Source organism: Pseudomonas sp. B26(2017) (assembly GCF_002113045.1).
Taxonomy (GTDB): domain Bacteria; phylum Pseudomonadota; class Gammaproteobacteria; order Pseudomonadales; family Pseudomonadaceae; genus Aquipseudomonas.
In genome coordinates, this window is the sequence record NZ_NEJJ01000019.1 from 20714 (window position 1) to 36170 (window position 15457).

Annotated in this window: 10 protein-coding genes; 4 read left to right on the plus strand and 6 right to left on the minus strand. The window is 61.2% G+C overall.

Annotated elements, in window-relative coordinates:
• Positions 1-16 precede the first annotated feature (16 nt).
• From glgB to CAF79_RS24470, 3 genes are all read right to left on the minus strand, one after another.
• Positions 17-2257, minus strand: a complete 2241-nt coding sequence (gene glgB, locus CAF79_RS24455; protein WP_085700692.1) for a 1,4-alpha-glucan branching protein GlgB — start codon at positions 2255-2257, stop codon at positions 17-19.
• Positions 2258-2259: 2 nt separating this feature from the next.
• On the minus strand, positions 2260-5601 hold the full coding sequence (treS, locus tag CAF79_RS24460; protein ID WP_085700693.1) for a maltose alpha-D-glucosyltransferase: 3342 nt from the start codon (positions 5599-5601) through the stop codon (positions 2260-2262).
• Positions 5602-5768: 167 nt separating this feature from the next.
• Positions 5769-7766 (minus strand): alpha-1,4-glucan--maltose-1-phosphate maltosyltransferase, encoded by a 1998-nt coding sequence (locus CAF79_RS24470; protein ID WP_085700695.1) that lies wholly within the window; start codon positions 7764-7766, stop codon positions 5769-5771.
• A gap of 218 nt (positions 7767-7984) precedes the next feature.
• Here CAF79_RS24470 and CAF79_RS29230 point away from each other — a divergent pair, with 218 nt between their 5' ends.
• Entirely contained in the window at positions 7985-8143 is a 159-nt protein-coding gene (locus tag CAF79_RS29230) for a hypothetical protein (RefSeq protein WP_170929785.1), read from the plus strand.
• On the opposite strand, the gene CAF79_RS24475 is transcribed toward CAF79_RS29230, so the two are convergent.
• Positions 8144-8680, minus strand: coding sequence for an MgtC/SapB family protein (locus CAF79_RS24475; protein WP_085700696.1), 537 nt, complete (start codon positions 8678-8680; stop codon positions 8144-8146).
• A gap of 122 nt (positions 8681-8802) precedes the next feature.
• Here CAF79_RS24475 and CAF79_RS24480 point away from each other — a divergent pair, with 122 nt between their 5' ends.
• From CAF79_RS24480 to mapR, 3 genes are all read left to right on the plus strand, one after another.
• Positions 8803-9051: a DUF3203 family protein gene (locus CAF79_RS24480; RefSeq protein ID WP_085700697.1), complete on the plus strand. Its 249-nt coding sequence runs from the start codon at positions 8803-8805 to the stop codon at positions 9049-9051.
• Between the two features lie 195 nt (positions 9052-9246).
• Positions 9247-10677 carry a cytochrome c oxidase accessory protein CcoG gene (gene ccoG, locus CAF79_RS24485; RefSeq protein WP_085700698.1) on the plus strand — a complete coding sequence of 477 codons (1431 nt, stop codon included), beginning with the start codon at positions 9247-9249 and terminating at the stop codon, positions 10675-10677.
• Between the two features lie 132 nt (positions 10678-10809).
• Entirely contained in the window at positions 10810-12219 is a 1410-nt protein-coding gene (gene mapR / locus CAF79_RS24490) for a GntR family transcriptional regulator MpaR (RefSeq protein WP_039772397.1), read from the plus strand.
• 130 nt (positions 12220-12349) lie between these two features.
• On the opposite strand, the gene CAF79_RS24495 is transcribed toward mapR, so the two are convergent.
• A complete protein-coding gene (locus tag CAF79_RS24495) occupies positions 12350-13096 on the minus strand; it encodes an SDR family oxidoreductase (protein ID WP_085700699.1) in 747 nt (248 codons plus the stop codon).
• Positions 13097-13181: 85 nt separating this feature from the next.
• A complete protein-coding gene (locus CAF79_RS24500) occupies positions 13182-15263 on the minus strand; it encodes a bifunctional diguanylate cyclase/phosphodiesterase (protein WP_085700700.1) in 2082 nt (693 codons plus the stop codon).
• Between the last annotated feature and the right edge of the window lie 194 nt (positions 15264-15457).

Genomic DNA, 15457 nt, shown 5'->3' on the forward strand with positions numbered 1-15457 from the left:
GCGTGGGGGCGTCCCGTTACTCGCTTGGGCCCTCGGGCTTAAGGATCAACACCGCCAATGGCGGCAGGTTCAGTTCCAGCGACAACGCCTGCCCATGGCTCGCGACCTCATCGGTGAACGCACCGCCGCCGTTGCCATAATTGGAACCGGCGTAGGTGTCGGCGTCACTGTTGAGCAATTCCTTCCAGCGTCCGGCAAACGGCACGCCCACGCGGTACGACTGGCGCGGCACCGGGGTGAAGTTGGCCACCACCAGCACCGGCGTGCCGTCCTTGCTCCAGCGCAACCACGCGTAAACGCTGTTGATCGCATCGTCACCGATCAACCACTGAAAGCCTTGCGGCGCATCGTCCTGCTCGTGCAGCGCCGGCTCTTCCCGGTAGAGCCGGTTGAGGTCGCCGACCAGTTTCTGCACGCCTTTGTGCTCCGAATATTGCAGCAGATACCAGTCCAGCTGCTGGTCGTGATTCCACTCGCGCCACTGGCCGAACTCGCAACCCATGAACAGCAGTTTCTTGCCCGGATGGGTCCACATGAAGCTCAGGTAAGCGCGCAGGTTGGCGAATTTCTGCCAGCGGTCACCGGGCATCTTGTCGATCAGCGAATGCTTGCCGTGTACCACTTCGTCGTGGGAAATCGGCAGGATGAAACGCTCGGACCAGGCGTACACCAGACCAAAGCTCAGCTCGTTGTGGTGATGGGCGCGGTATACCGGGTCCTGCTGAATGTAGTGCAGCGAATCGTGCATCCAGCCCATATTCCATTTGTAGGCGAAACCGAGCCCGCCCTGCTGGGTACTCTGGCTGACACCCGGCCACGCCGTGGATTCCTCGGCGATCACCAGCGCGCCCGGAGCTTCCAGCGCCACCACGTCGTTCAGGTGGCGAAGGAAATCGATGGCTTCCAGATTCTCGCGACCGCCATGGCGATTGGGCACCCACTCCCCCGCCTTGCGCGAGTAGTCGCGATAGAGCATCGACGCCACCGCATCGACCCGCAGGCCGTCAATGTGGAAATGCTTCAACCAGTGCAGCGCCGAGGCCAGCATATAACCGTGCACTTCGGTGCGACCGAGGTTATAGATCAGCGTGTCCCAGTCCTGATGGAAGCCTTCCAGCGGGTTGCCATATTCGTACAGCGCGGTCCCGTCGAACTGCGCCATACCGTGAGCATCGGTCGGGAAATGTGCCGGCACCCAGTCGAGAATCACCCCGATACCGGCCTGATGGCAGGCGTTGACGAACGCCGCGAACTCGTCCGGCGTGCCGTAACGGGCGCTCGGGGCGAACTGCGACAGCAACTGATAACCCCAGGAACCGCCGAACGGGTGCTCCATGATCGGCATCAGTTCAATGTGGGTGAAACCCAGTTCCTTCACGTAGGGAATCAGTCGCTCGGCCAGCTCCGGCCAGGTGTACTGACGCGCCACTTCGCCGAGATCGTCGAGTTCGCATTGCCAGGATCCGGCATGCAGCTCATAGATCGACAGCGGCGCATTGTGCTGCTGGCGCTCGCGACGGCCAGTCATCCAGTCCTGATCCTGCCAGTCGATCTGCAGCGGCGAGGCGACTTTCGACGCAGTGTCCGGCGGCAGACTGGTGGCCAGCGCCATCGGGTCGGCCTTCAACGGCAGGATGCCGTGAGGCCCGAGGATTTCGTACTTGTACAGCTCCCCCGCTTGCAGGCGCGGAATGAACAACTCCCACACGCCGGACGGATGCCGCAAGCGCATCGGGTGCCGGCGCCCGTCCCAGACGTTGAAGTCGCCGACCACCGATACCCGTCGGGCATTCGGTGCCCACACGGCAAAGCGCACACCGTCGACGCCATCAACGGTTTTCAGCTGCGCACCGAGGCAACTGCTGAGGTCGCGATGGTTGCCTTCGGCGAACAGATACAAGTCCATTTCACCGAGCAACTGGCCAAAGCTGTAGGGATCTTCCGCGACCTGCTCACCGCCGGCCCAACGAGTACGCAACAGGTAGGGCCGCGCGTCCTCGAAATGGCCGACGAACAGCCCCGGTGTTTCGGTAGCCTCCAGCGGGCCACGCTCTTCGCCACTGTGTTTGTCCAGTACCGAAACGCTTAACGCGCCGGGCAGATACGCCCGGATGAATTGCCCGCCGGCACCATCGCCGTGGGGGCCAAGAATGGAAAACGGGTCGTGATGTTCTGCACGCACCAGGGCATCGATGTCCTTCGCCCTGGGCAGCAATCGTTCGTTAACGTGACCCTGTTCCTTGTTCGAGAAACTCATGACTACTCTCCACCAAGATCGGAAAAGGGTTTGAGCCCCGTCAATAACCCATACAGACCGTGCAGCGGCACGGGCAGCCAGGTGGGGCGATTTTCGGCTTCATAGGCCACTTCGTAGGCCGCTTTCTCCAGACCGAACAACGCCAGTGCGGCGTTGGCACCTTCAGGATCTTGCCAGGCATGATCAAGACTAGCTGCCGCTTGGCGATATGCCTGGAGAAATGCTTCCCGGGCTTCACGCAGGTAACGCTCCGTGACCCGCCGACGCGCGGCTTCGGCCTCGGGGCTGTTGTCGACGTTGTGCACATTCAGCGCCATGGCGGCCGCGTAATCGAAGGAGCGCAGCACACCACTGACGTCCTTGTACGGACTGTGCTTGCCTCGGCGTTCGGCCAGTGGTCGCGCCGGTTCGCCTTCGAAATCGATCAGGTACGCGTCGCCCTTGATCACCAGCACTTGCCCCAAATGCAGGTCGCCGTGCACACGAATGCGCAAGCCGCCGGCAGATTGCTTCGCCAGTTCCTGCACGTGGGCAAGAATGGTTTTCTTGTTGTCGAGCAACCGGGCAACAAGCTTCTGATCCGCCCCGTCGAGTTCGCCCTGATGCTGTTTGAGCAGCTGCAACGCGCGCTCGACCTGAGCTCCGACATCCTTGCCGGTCGCCTGTGCATCCTTGGCCGAACTGAGTTGCGGTGCGAAGTCCTGGTTGTCGCTCGGCGCCGCCAGCACCTGATGCATTTCCCCCAGACGCTGGCCGAGCATGCCGGCGAAATCCTTCAGTTCACCCAAGGCGTTGTAATGCTGCGCCTGCTCGGACACGGCGTCCGCCAGCTCATCGCGCAGCGCCCGTTCGAGGTTGTTCTGCGTCCATTCCCAGGCATCGCCCTGATTGCTCAAATAGCCTTGCGCAATCATCAGCAGGTTGTCTTCACCATCGGCGCCGCGGCGAATCACCGAACCGAGCAGCGGGGAGATATTGGCAAATCCGGCATCGGTCAGGTAAGCGCTCATCTCCAGCTCCGGGTGTACGCCGGAAGCGACTTTGCGGATCAGCTTCAGTACCAGACTGCCGCCGATCACCACCGAACTGTTGGATTGCTCGGCGGACAGATAGCGCACTTCGGATTCCGCGTCCAGGCCGAGTTTTTCCAGTTGCGGCGTTGCTTCGAAACGGATCTCGCCATCGCTGGATTCCAGCACCGTGCCGCTCTGCATGCCTTGCAGAACCGCGCGAATAAACGCTTCAAGGCTGAAGGCGTCAGTGATCAACCCGACCTGACGCACTCGGCGCACTCGCGCCAAGGCCAGTTGCTGGGGCAACGCCGGCCCGACCTGATCTTCCGAAATGAACCCGAAAGGCAGCTGATAACGGCTGGTCTGCCCGTCACTGTGCACTTCGATTTCGCTGAGCAACACCGGATGCTGTGCGTCGCCGAAACGCACGCCGTAGGCCAGTTTCACCTGGTCGATGGCGGCATCCTTGCCGGCGAACCAGCGGCGGTTTTGCAGCCAGTTTGGCAGGATGCCCTGTTCGAGGGTGGCGCGGGACGGCGCCTCCAGCAGTTCCTCCATGCGTTTTTTCAGCACCAGCGTGGTGAAGTCCGGCAGGCTCTGCGCGGGCTCAACGTGCCAGCTCGGCATCTGGTTTTCCGCCGCCAGGCCAAACCAGTAGAAGCCGTAAGGCGCCAGGGTCAGCAGAAAGTTGAGCTGGCCGATGGGCGGAAATGCGTTACCGCCCAGCATTTCCACCGGCACCATGCCGACGTAGGCCGACAAGTCCAGTTCCACCGCTTGCGCGCTGCGCGACACGTTGGCCACGCACAGGATGATTTCATGCTTGCCGTCCGGCCCGGTGTATTCGCGGGTGTAGGCCAGGACGCGACGATTGGCCGGCGAGAGCATTTTCAGCGTGCCGCGCCCGAATGCCTTGGATTGCTTGCGCACCGCCAGCAGGCGGCGAGTCCAGTTCAGCAACGAGTGTGGATCGCCGGCCTGGGTTTCGACGTTGACCGACTGGTAACCGTATTGCGGGTCCATGATCGGCGGCAGCACCAGGCTGGCCGGATCGGCGCGGGAGAAGCCGCCATTGCGGTCGATCGACCATTGCATCGGCGTGCGCACGCCGTCGCGATCGCCCAGATAGATGTTGTCGCCCATGCCGATTTCATCGCCGTAATACAGGGTCGGCGTGCCGGGCATCGACAGCAGCAGGCTGTTGAGCAGCTCGATGCGACGACGGTCGCGCTCCATCAGCGGCGCCAGGCGTCGGCGAATGCCGAGGTTGATCCGTGCGCGGCGGTCGGCGGCGTAGTAGTTCCAGAGGTAGTCGCGTTCCTTGTCGGTGACCATCTCCAGCGTCAGTTCATCGTGGTTGCGCAGGAAGATCGCCCATTGGCAGTTGGCCGGGATCTCCGGAGTCTGGCGCAGGATGTCGGTGATCGGAAAGCGATCTTCCTGGGCCAGCGCCATGTACATGCGCGGCATCAGCGGGAAGTGAAACGCCATGTGGCATTCATCGCCATTCACGCCCTCGGCGTCGGTATCACCGAAGTACAGCTGGGTGTCTTCCGGCCATTGATTGGCCTCGGCCAGCAGCATGCGATCCGGATAATTGGCGTCGATTTCGGCGCGGATCTGCTTGAGGACGTCGTGAGTTTCCGGGAGGTTTTCGTTGTTGGTGCCGTCACGTTCGATCAGGTACGGAATCGCGTCCAGGCGCAGGCCGTCGATGCCCATGTCCAGCCAGTAACGCATCACCGAGAGCACCGCTTTCATGACTTGCGGGTTGTCGAAGTTCAGGTCCGGCTGGTGCGAATAGAAACGGTGCCAGAAGTACTGGCCGGCGACCGGGTCCCAGGTCCAGTTGGACTTTTCGGTGTCGAGAAAAATGATCCGCGTGCCGTCGTACTTCTGGTCGTCATCCGACCACACATAAAAGTCGCGCGCCGCCGATCCGGGCTTGGCCTTGCGCGCCCGCTGGAACCACGGGTGCTGATCGGAGGTGTGGTTGATGACCAGCTCGGTAATCACCCGCAAGCCACGCTTGTGTGCCTCGGCAATGAACCGTTTGGCATCGGCCATCGTCCCGTAATCGCTGTGCACGCCACGGTATTCGGCAATGTCGTAACCGTCGTCACGGCGTGGCGAGGGATAGAACGGCAATAGCCAGATGGTGTTGACGCCGAGTTCGGCGATGTAATCGAGTTTGGCGATCAGGCCGGGAAAGTCGCCGATTCCGTCGTTATTCGAATCGAAAAAGGATTTGACGTGAACTTGATAAATCACCGCGTCCTTGTACCAGAGCGGGTCCTTGATGAAGGTGGCTGCCTTGGGTTTCTTCGCCATGTGAAACTCCTGTTGAATTCATTGAAGCCGAAGCTGCTACTGATCGTTCCCACGCTCTGCGTGGGAATGCCGCCTTGGACGCTCTGCGTCCACCGCTGGGACGCGGAGCGTCCCGGGATGCATTCCCACGCGGACGGTTCGACGCCTCGACGTGGGAACGATCATCATCAGGAAGAAGTAATGCGCCAGATTCCGAACGGTTGATACGCCGGGTCGATCCGCATGAACTGGTATTTGCCGTACCAGTCCCAGCGATGGCCGTTCATCAGGTCTTCGCCGTGGGTGATGGCATCGTCCGGCAGGCCCATTTCCCACAGCGGCAACTCGAAATTCGCTTCCTGAACGTTATGCGGATCGAGGCTGACGGCCACCAGAATGAAGTTGCTGCCGTCCGCGCTGCGCTTGCCGAAATACAGAATGTTGTCGTTCCAGGCGTTGTAGATCTTCAGGCCCAGATGGCTGTGCAACGCCGGGTTCTGGCGGCGGATGCGGTTGAGCTGGGCGATCTCGGCAATGATGTTGCCGGGCTGGTTGAAGTCGCGGACACGGATCTCGTACTTCTCGGAATCGAGGTATTCCTCCTTGCCGGGCACCGGCGCCGATTCACACAGCTCAAACCCCGAATACATGCCCCACAGGCCCGAGCCCATGGTCGCCAGCGCCGCGCGAATCAAAAATCCGGGACGCCCCGATTCATGCAGGAACGCCGGGTTGATGTCCGGGGTGTTGACGAAGAAGTTCGGCCGGTAGCACTCGCGCCACGGCGATTCATTGAGTTCGCTGAAGTAGGTCGCCAGTTCGGTCTTGGTGTTGCGCCAGGTGAAATAGGTGTAGCTCTGGGTGTAACCGACCTTGCCCAGCCGCGCCATCATCGCCGGGGTGGTGAAGGCTTCAGCGAGGAAGATCACTTCCGGGTACAGCGTGCGCACATCGGCGATCAACCATTGCCAGAACGGCAGCGGTTTGGTGTGCGGGTTGTCCACGCGAAAGATCTTCACGCCCTCCTGCACCCAGCCGACCACGATGTCGCGCAACTCGACCCACAGGCTCGGAATCGCTTCCGGCGCATAAAAGTCGACGTTGACGATGTCCTGATATTTCTTTGGCGGGTTCTCCGCGTATTTGATCGTGCCGTCCGGCCGCCAGTTGAACCAGCCCGGATGCTGTTTGAGCCACGGGTGATCCTGGGAACACTGGATGGCGAAATCGAGGGCGATCTCCAGACCATGGTCAGCGGCAGCAGCCACCAGCCGACGGAAGTCTTCGCGGGTACCGAGTTGCGAGTGAATCGCTTCGTGGCCGCCCTCCTCGCTGCCGATCGCATACGGGCTGCCGGGATCATCCGGGCCGGCGGTCAGGGAATTGTTGCGGCCCTTGCGATGACTGCGGCCAATCGGGTGGATCGGCGTGAAGTACAGCACGTCGAAGCCCATGTCCTGAATCATCGGCAACCGCGAATGCACGTCATTGAAAGTGCCGTGGCGAGCGGGATCGTCGGTGATCGAGCGGGGAAACAGTTCATACCAACTGGCGAATTCCGCCAGTTCGCGCTCGACGTCCACCGGAAATTCCGGGCTGAGGCTCAAGTAGGCGCGATGATCGGCCTCGGCCATCAGTTGCGCACTGCGCGAGTGCAGAAACAACGCGACCTGCTCGGTTTCGAGCAGGCCGGACAATTCGTGGTGCAGGCCGGCCAGCTGTTCGCTGAGCTGCCCTTCGCTGCGCTCGGCGGCCTGCTGCACCATGTTCCGCCCCTCTTGCAACTCGAGACTGACCGGGACGGCGGCGGTGTGTTTTTTCTCCAGTTCGTACTGAAAACTGGCGAACTGGTCGATCCACGCTTCGATAAGGAACAGATAACGGCCCATGCGCTGCGGCTGAAACACACCGCGCCAGCCGTTATTGCCCTGATCGCTCATGACTTCGGTCTGCCAGGTCTCATCGCCCTCTTCGCGCCAGCGGATGCGCACTGCGAGTTTGTCGTGACCGTCGGCGAACACCTTGCTGGTGACCACGATCTCGCGACCGGCGATCGCCTTGACGGCAAACTGTCCACCGTCGAGGGTCGGTGCGGTGTTTTCAATGACGATGCGCGGCAGCAACAGCGCCTGCGACAGCGGGATGTGCGGGTTGTAGCTCAGTTCGGAGGGTTTTTCAGCAGTCATTGAGCATCTCTCCTTAACGCCCCAAGGACGCTCGTTTGCCTGTTTGGCGGTCACGGCCGGGCCTGCGCCCGGTGATGAAATCTCTCAGGTTCCGAGCGGCCATCGCCGGGAAAAGTTCACAGAGATTTGCCCCGCCACAAAATCGGATCGATTTCGCAGTGCAGTGGTCAATCCACTTAAGCACTTCCTACGCCAAGTGCCACACGGAGGTTTACCCGATGACTATTCCGATTCCGGCCGAAACACCTGACCCGAATATCGACAAACCGGTCCTGCCCGAGACCGAACCGCAACCGATCCCCGAACAGGACCCCCCTGGCACCACGCCACCGCCCAAGGAGGAACCGCCGACGACCATGCCGCCGGTGATTGTCTGATCAGCGAGGATCGCTGTGATCCTTCTCGATGCGGTCCTTATCCGGCTGATCCTTCTCGAACACGCTGACGATCCGCGGCATGACACTGAAGATCCCCAGCGCCAGCAACGTACTGAACACCGCCGTCGCCTCGCGGCCCAACCCGGCCGCGACGCCGATGGCGGCGGTCATCCACAAACCCGCGGCGGTGGTCAGACCCTTGACGTGGCCTTCGTCGCCTTCGTGATTCTTCAGGATGGTCCCGGCGCCGAGAAAGCCGATGCCGGCGATTACCCCTTGCACCACCCGGCTCATGGCATCGGCCTGAGACCCGGACAATTGCGGCACCAGCACAAACAACGCCGCGCCGAGGGCCACCAGCATGTGCGTTCGCACCCCGGCGGCCTTGCCCTTGTGCTCGCGCTCGAACCCGAGAATCCCGCCCAATAGCGCCGCCATGAGCAGGCGCACGGTGATCCGCGTCAGCTGCGATGCATCGCCGATGTCGGCGAATTCCGCTTGCAGGGTTTCCCACACTTCATGCCACCAGGCGTTCATCCTGCAGTCCTTGTAAAGAGGCGATAAAAGGTGGACAGCGGCGACCATTAATCGGTTGCGTAGAACGATCGGCGCAGCGTAGGCCCTAACCCTTCAGATCCCCTGTGAAAAAGGACTGGCCCATGCCCCTGCGTATCGATGACAGCAATCCGGAATCGAAAGTGTGTTTTTTCACCGTTGAAAATGGTGAGGAAATCCGGATCTGCGACACCCTGGAAGTCAGGACAGATAGCGAAAAATCCATGTCGTTCGTCGAAGTGGACGGCCGGCGCATCTACGTCACCGAAGCCGAAGCGGATGCATTGACCGTGGCAGGTGCCAGCGATGGACGCAAACACCTGAAGGCCGACGACAGTGATTCGGTGATTTGACTGACCTTGATCAACGACCGGCGCAGACGTCTGGGATAGGCATCTGCGCCCTGGCCGGCGTGCTGCTTCAAGTTGTCGCAGGCATGCCTGAAAAAGCCATCTGATACGCTTTTTATTGAAATACCTGAGTCTGTTATGCAAACAGATCGGCGCTCATAGTTCCCCGGCCTGATGGAGGCTGATGAGCGAACGACCATGAGCGAACGAATCCCCGTCCGAACCGTAGAAGCATCTCCCCAGATAAAAACAGTACCGGCGCGCCCAATGAAGGCGAAGCACGCCACCAGCGATAACCAGATTTTCACCCGCAGCTTCACCGGCCTGTTCCGCACCTTGCGCATGAGCGGTGCGGGATTTCTGTTCCTGCTGTTCTTCGGCACCGTATGGCTGAACTGGGGCGGTCGTCAGGCAGTGCTCTGGGACCTTTCCGAAAGCAAATTCCACATCTTTGGCGCAACCTTCTGGCCACAGGATTTCATTCTGCTTTCGGCGCTGCTGATCATCGCCGCGTTCGGCCTGTTCGCCATTACTGTGTTCGCCGGCCGGGTCTGGTGTGGTTACACCTGCCCGCAGAGTTCGTGGACATGGATCTTCATGTGGTGCGAAAAAATCACCGAAGGCGAACGCAACCAGCGCATCAAGCTGCAAGCGGCGCCCTGGAGCCTGAACAAACTCGCCCGGCGCGCGGCCAAGCACACGTTGTGGCTGGCGATCAGTGTGCTGACCGGCCTGACCTTTGTCGGCTATTTCACCCCGATCCGGCCACTGGCCGAAGAATTGCTGACCCTGCGGATCGGCGGCGTCAGCCTGTTCTGGTTGCTGTTCTTCACCGCCGCCACCTACATCAATGCCGGCTGGCTGCGCGAAGCGGTATGCATGCACATGTGCCCGTATGCGCGGTTTCAGAGCGTGATGTTCGACAAGGACACTCTGGCGATTTCCTACGACGCCGCCCGAGGCGAAAACCGCGGCCCGCGCAAACGCGACGTGAAACCCGCCGAAGCCGGGCTCGGCGATTGCATCGATTGCCAGCTGTGCGTACAGGTCTGCCCGACCGGCATCGACATCCGCGACGGCCTGCAAATGGAATGCATCGGCTGCGCGGCGTGCATCGACGCCTGCGATTCGATCATGGACAAGATGAATTACGCCCGTGGCTTGATCCGCTATACCTCCGAACGCGAATTGCAGGGTGGCAAGACGCATCTGCTGCGTCCGCGACTGATCGGCTACGTTGCAGTACTGGTCGTGATGATCGGCGCACTCGCCCTGGCATTGGTCGAACGGCCAATGGTGTCGCTGGACGTGACCAAGGACCGTGGCCTGTTCCGCGAGAATGGTCAGGGGCAGATCGAAAACATCTACACACTAAAGGTCATCAACAAGACCCAGCAGCGCCAGGACTACAACCTGAGCCTGGAGGACGGTGATGGCTTCCAGCTGCAAGGCAAGACCCAACTGAGCCTGGCGCCGGGCGAGATTGTCGATGTGCCGGTGTCGGTGGCGATGACTGCCGAACGTGCGGCCAGCAGCTCGCAGACCTTGAGCTTCAGGATTGCCGACAATGATGAGCCAGAGATTTATAGCGTGGCGAAGAGCCGGTTTGTTGCGCCGATGAATCGATGATCCCTTAGACTGCGGCGCGGCCATTCGCGAGCAAGCTCGCTCCCACAGAGGAATACGGTCAACTGTGGGAGCGAGCTTGCTCGCGAATGAAGGCGACACGGTCTTCCAGAAAGAAATCAATCCGGACCCAAGATGAAACGCTACGAAAAATTCGCCGACGACATCGCTGAACTGATCCGCTCCGGCGTCCTCGGCCCCGGCCAGCGGGTGCCGTCGGTGCGCTACGCAAGTCAGACCTACGGCGTCAGTCCGTCCACCGTGTTCCAGGCCTATTACCTGCTGGAACGCCGCGGCCTGATCCGTGCCCGCCCGCGTTCCGGCTACTTCGTCAACACCCACGCCCCGAGCCCGTTCTCGGAGCCGGTGATCAGCAGCCAGGTCAACGAGTCCACCAAGGTCGACGTCAGCGAACTGGTGTTCTCGGTGCTTGAGTCGATCAAGGACCCCAGCACCGTGCCGTTCGGCTCGGCGTTCCCCAGCCCGACCCTGTTCCCGCTGCAACGCCTGTCCCGTTCACTGGCCAGTGCTGCGCGGGAAATGGATCCGCGCATGGTGGTCACCGACATGTCGCCGGGTAATCCGCAATTGCGTCGGCAGATTGCCCTGCGCTACATGGTCGGCGGCCTGATGCTGCCGATGGAAGAATTGCTGATCACCAACGGCGCCCTCGAAGCGCTGAACCTGTGCCTGCAAGCGGTCACCGAACCCGGCGATCTGGTGGCCATCGAAGCCCCGGCGTTTTACGCCAGCCTGCAAGTGCTGGAGCGGCTGAAACTCAAAGCCGTGGAAATCCCCGTGCACCCGCGCGACGGCATCGACCTCGGCGTGCTCGCCCAAACGCTGGAGCGGCACCCGATCAAGGCCTGCTGGTGCATGACCAGTTTCCAGAACCCGATGGGCGCAACCATGCCCGAGGCCAAGAAACAGGAACTGGTGGAGCTGTTGAAGCAGCATCAGGTGCCACTGATCGAAGACGACGTCTACGCCGAACTCTATTACGGCCAGCAGGCGCCGAAACCGGCCAAGGCCTTCGACACCGAAGGTCTGGTGATGCATTGCGGCTCGTTCGCCAAGAGCCTGGCTCCCGGCTACCGCATCGGCTGGGTCGCCGCCGGGCGCTACGCACAGAAAATCGAACGACTGAAGCTGATGACCTCGCTATGCGCCTCGATGCCCGCGCAAGCGGCTATCGCCGACTACCTGCAACACGGCGGCTACGACCGCCACCTGCGCAAACTGCGCTACGCCCTGGAAGAGCAGCAAAGCGCGATGCTCGCGGCCATTGCCCGCTACTTCCCGGCGCAGACGCGCGTGAGCCAACCGGCTGGCGGCTACTTCCTGTGGCTGGAACTGCCACCGCAGATGGATTCGTTGAAGTTGTTTCAGATGGCGTTGGCGCAGGGGATCAGCATCGCGCCGGGGCCGATATTTTCGCCGACTCAGCGCTTTCGCAATTGCATTCGATTGAACTACGGCAGCCCGTGGACCGAGGATGCGGAGAAGGCGATGGAGACGCTGGGACGGATTGTGCGGTCATTTTGAGTTACCGCTGATCGTTCCCACGCTCTGCGTGGGAACGCCTCAAGGGACGCTCCGCGTTCCAGCTCTGGAAGGGACGCGGAGCGTCCCGGGCTACATTCCCACGCAGAGCGTGGGAACGATCGGTAGGGTTTTAGCGCCCGCCGCCGAGGTCGACAAAGGTCCCGGTGGCATACGAAGCCTTGTCCGACAGCAACCACACAATCGCTTCCGCCACTTCATCCGGCCGCCCGCCCCGCGCCATCGGAATCGCCGACTCCAGCTTGCTGACCCGATCCGGGTCGCCGCTCAAGGCGTGGAAATCGGTATAGATGTAGCCCGGACGCACCGCATTGACCCGAATCCCCTCGCCCGCCACTTCCTTGGACAGGCCGATGGTGAACGTATCCAGCGCACCTTTGGACGCTGCGTAATCGACGTATTCGTTAGGCGAACCCAGCCGGGCGGCGACCGAGGAGACGTTGACGATGCTGCCGCCCTGCCCGCCGTGTTTGGGCGACATGCGCAGGATTGCGTGCTTGGCGCAGAGGATCGGCGCCAGCACATTGGTTTTCATGATTTTGAGGATGCGGAATTCGGACATTTCGTCGACCCGGGACTTGTGTCCCACGGTGCCGGCATTGTTCACCAGGGCGGTGACGCGGCCCAGTTCGCTGTCGACCCGGTTGAACAGTGCGACCACTTCGTCTTCGATACTGACATCGGCGCGCACGGCGATGGCCGTGGCGCCGCGCTCGCGCACCTGGTCGAGCACCTGGTGAGCCGCCTGTTCGTCAGTCTGGTAATTGATGCAGATCCGATAGCCTTGCTCGGCAGCCAACAAAGCAGTGGCGGCGCCGATTCCACGACCGCCGCCAGTGATCACAATGACTTTATCCATGCTGGCCTTTCCCCCGATGCACACGTAACAGTCGGGGCAAGAATAACCGCCATTGCCGGCTTTTGCATGACCTGCGATTAGCGGCTCAACTCACCGCCAATTGTTTGCCGCGCACGATGTCCTGCAGGAAGCGATCGGCCGGCATCGGGTGACCGAGCAGATAACCTTGCAGCGAATCGCAGCCCAGTTGCGTCAGGAAGTCCTGTTGCGAATCGGTTTCTACACCTTCAGCAACGATGCGCAGGCCCAGCGCCTGACCGAGGGCGACGATCGCCGAAACGATGGCCGCGTCATCACTGTCGTGCTCCAGATCGCGGACGAAACCGCGATCAATCTTCAGCTCATTGGCCGGTAAACGCTTGAGGTACATCAGGCTTGAATAACCGGTGCCAAAGTCGTCGATGGACAGGTCGACGCCCATATCGGCCAGCTCCTGCAACACCGTCATGCTCGCGTCGGCGTCGCTCATGGCAGTGGTTTCGGTGATTTCCAGGGTCAGGCTGTTGGCCGGCAGATGATGAGTGGCCAAGGCCTTGGCCACGCTGCGCACCAGCCCCGAGTGGCAGAACTGCAAAGCCGACAGGTTCACCGCGATCCGCCAGTCGGTGTAGCCCAGCACGTACCACTCGCGCATCTGCCGGCAGGCTTCGTTGAGCACCCATTCGCCAATCGGAATGATCAGCCCGGTCTTCTCTGCCAGATCGATGAACTTGTCCGGCATCAGCATGCCGTGGGTCGGATGTTCCCAGCGCAACAGCGCCTCGGCACCGACCGGACGACCGTCTGCCGCATGGAATTTGGGTTGGTAATGCAGGCTGAACTCGCCGTGTTCCAGTGCAGCGCGCAGATCTTGCAGCAGTTGCAATTGCTTGCGCGCGTTGCTGTTCATCGAGGCGTCGAAGAAGCTGTAACCGTTCTTGCCGCCGCCCTTGGCGTGGTACATCGCGGCGTCGGCGTTCATCAGCAGTTCCTGGGCGTTCTGGCCGTTGCCCGGGTACAGCGCGATGCCGACGCTGGCGGAAATCTGCAGGTCATGTTCGGCGACCCGGAACGATTGCGCGATCAGGCCGACCTGACGGGCCGCCAGCCCCAGCGCATCATTGGGTTCGGTCAGGCGCACCAGCAGGACAAATTCATCGCCGCCGATCCGCGCCAGGGTATCCAGACTGCGCAAGTCTTCACGCAGACGCACCGCCACTTCGCGCAGCAACTGGTCGCCCATGTGATGGCCAAAAGCGTCGTTGACCGGTTTGAAGCCGTCCAGATCGATGAACATCAAAGCAAAGCAACCGCCCTGCTCGTTGACCTTTTTCATCGCCTGATTGATCCGGTCATCCAGCAGCATGCGGTTGGGCAGGCCGGTCAGGGTGTCGTGCAGCGCCAGTTGGGTGAGTTCGCGGTTGGCCACGGTCAACGAATGGGCCAGATCGGCGGTGCGGGCTTCAAGGCGGGCGTCGAGAATCGAGGTCAGCAGCGCGATGGCCAGCACCGCCAGCGTGGTGATCAACACCAGATTGTCGAGGCCATTGCCGTTCAGGCCGCTGAGTGCCGCACCGCAGAAACTGCCGTCAGGAAACCGCGCCGCGGCCATGCCGGTGTAATGCATGCCGACAATCGCCACGCCCATGACAATCGCCGCCCCGGCACGGAACAGTCGCACGTAAGGCGAATGCTGACGCAGACGAAAGGCGATCCACAGCGCTGCGGCCGACGCACCGACCGCGATCAGCAACGAGGCGCCGAACAGCGTCGGATCGTAGTCGATGCCCGGTTGCATGCGCATCGCGGCCATGCCGGTGTAATGCATGGCGCTGATGCCGGCGCCCATGATCAGCGCACCAAAGGCCAGTTGCCAGGCCGGCAGTTTCGGCTGGCTGACCAGCCACAGGGCGAATCCGCAGGACAGCACGGCGATCAGCAATGAAAGCGCCGTGATCGAAATGTCGTAACCGAGACTGATCGGCAGCTTGAACGCCAGCATGCCAATGAAGTGCATCGACCAGACGCCGATGCCCATGGCAAACGCCCCGCCGGCCGTCCATAAATGCACGGCGCGGCCCTTGGCAGTGGCAATGCGCCCGGTGAGATCGAGCGCGGTATAGGAAGCAAGGATCGCCACACACAGCGAAATGAAAACCAGCGTGAAGGAATAGCTACCGATGAGCATGAAAATTCTCGTGACCACCCCGCTGTACTGCGTCCGTTCTCGGCGGGGCCAAATGCGCCGATTGTACTGATTGCGTAAAAGAATTCACTGACAAAGTTATCAAATAGCCATCAACCCGATGAAACGCTTGTTTGATCGTCTGACAAGCCTCTGATTCAGGGTTCTGATCGTTCCAACGCTTTGCGTGGGAATGC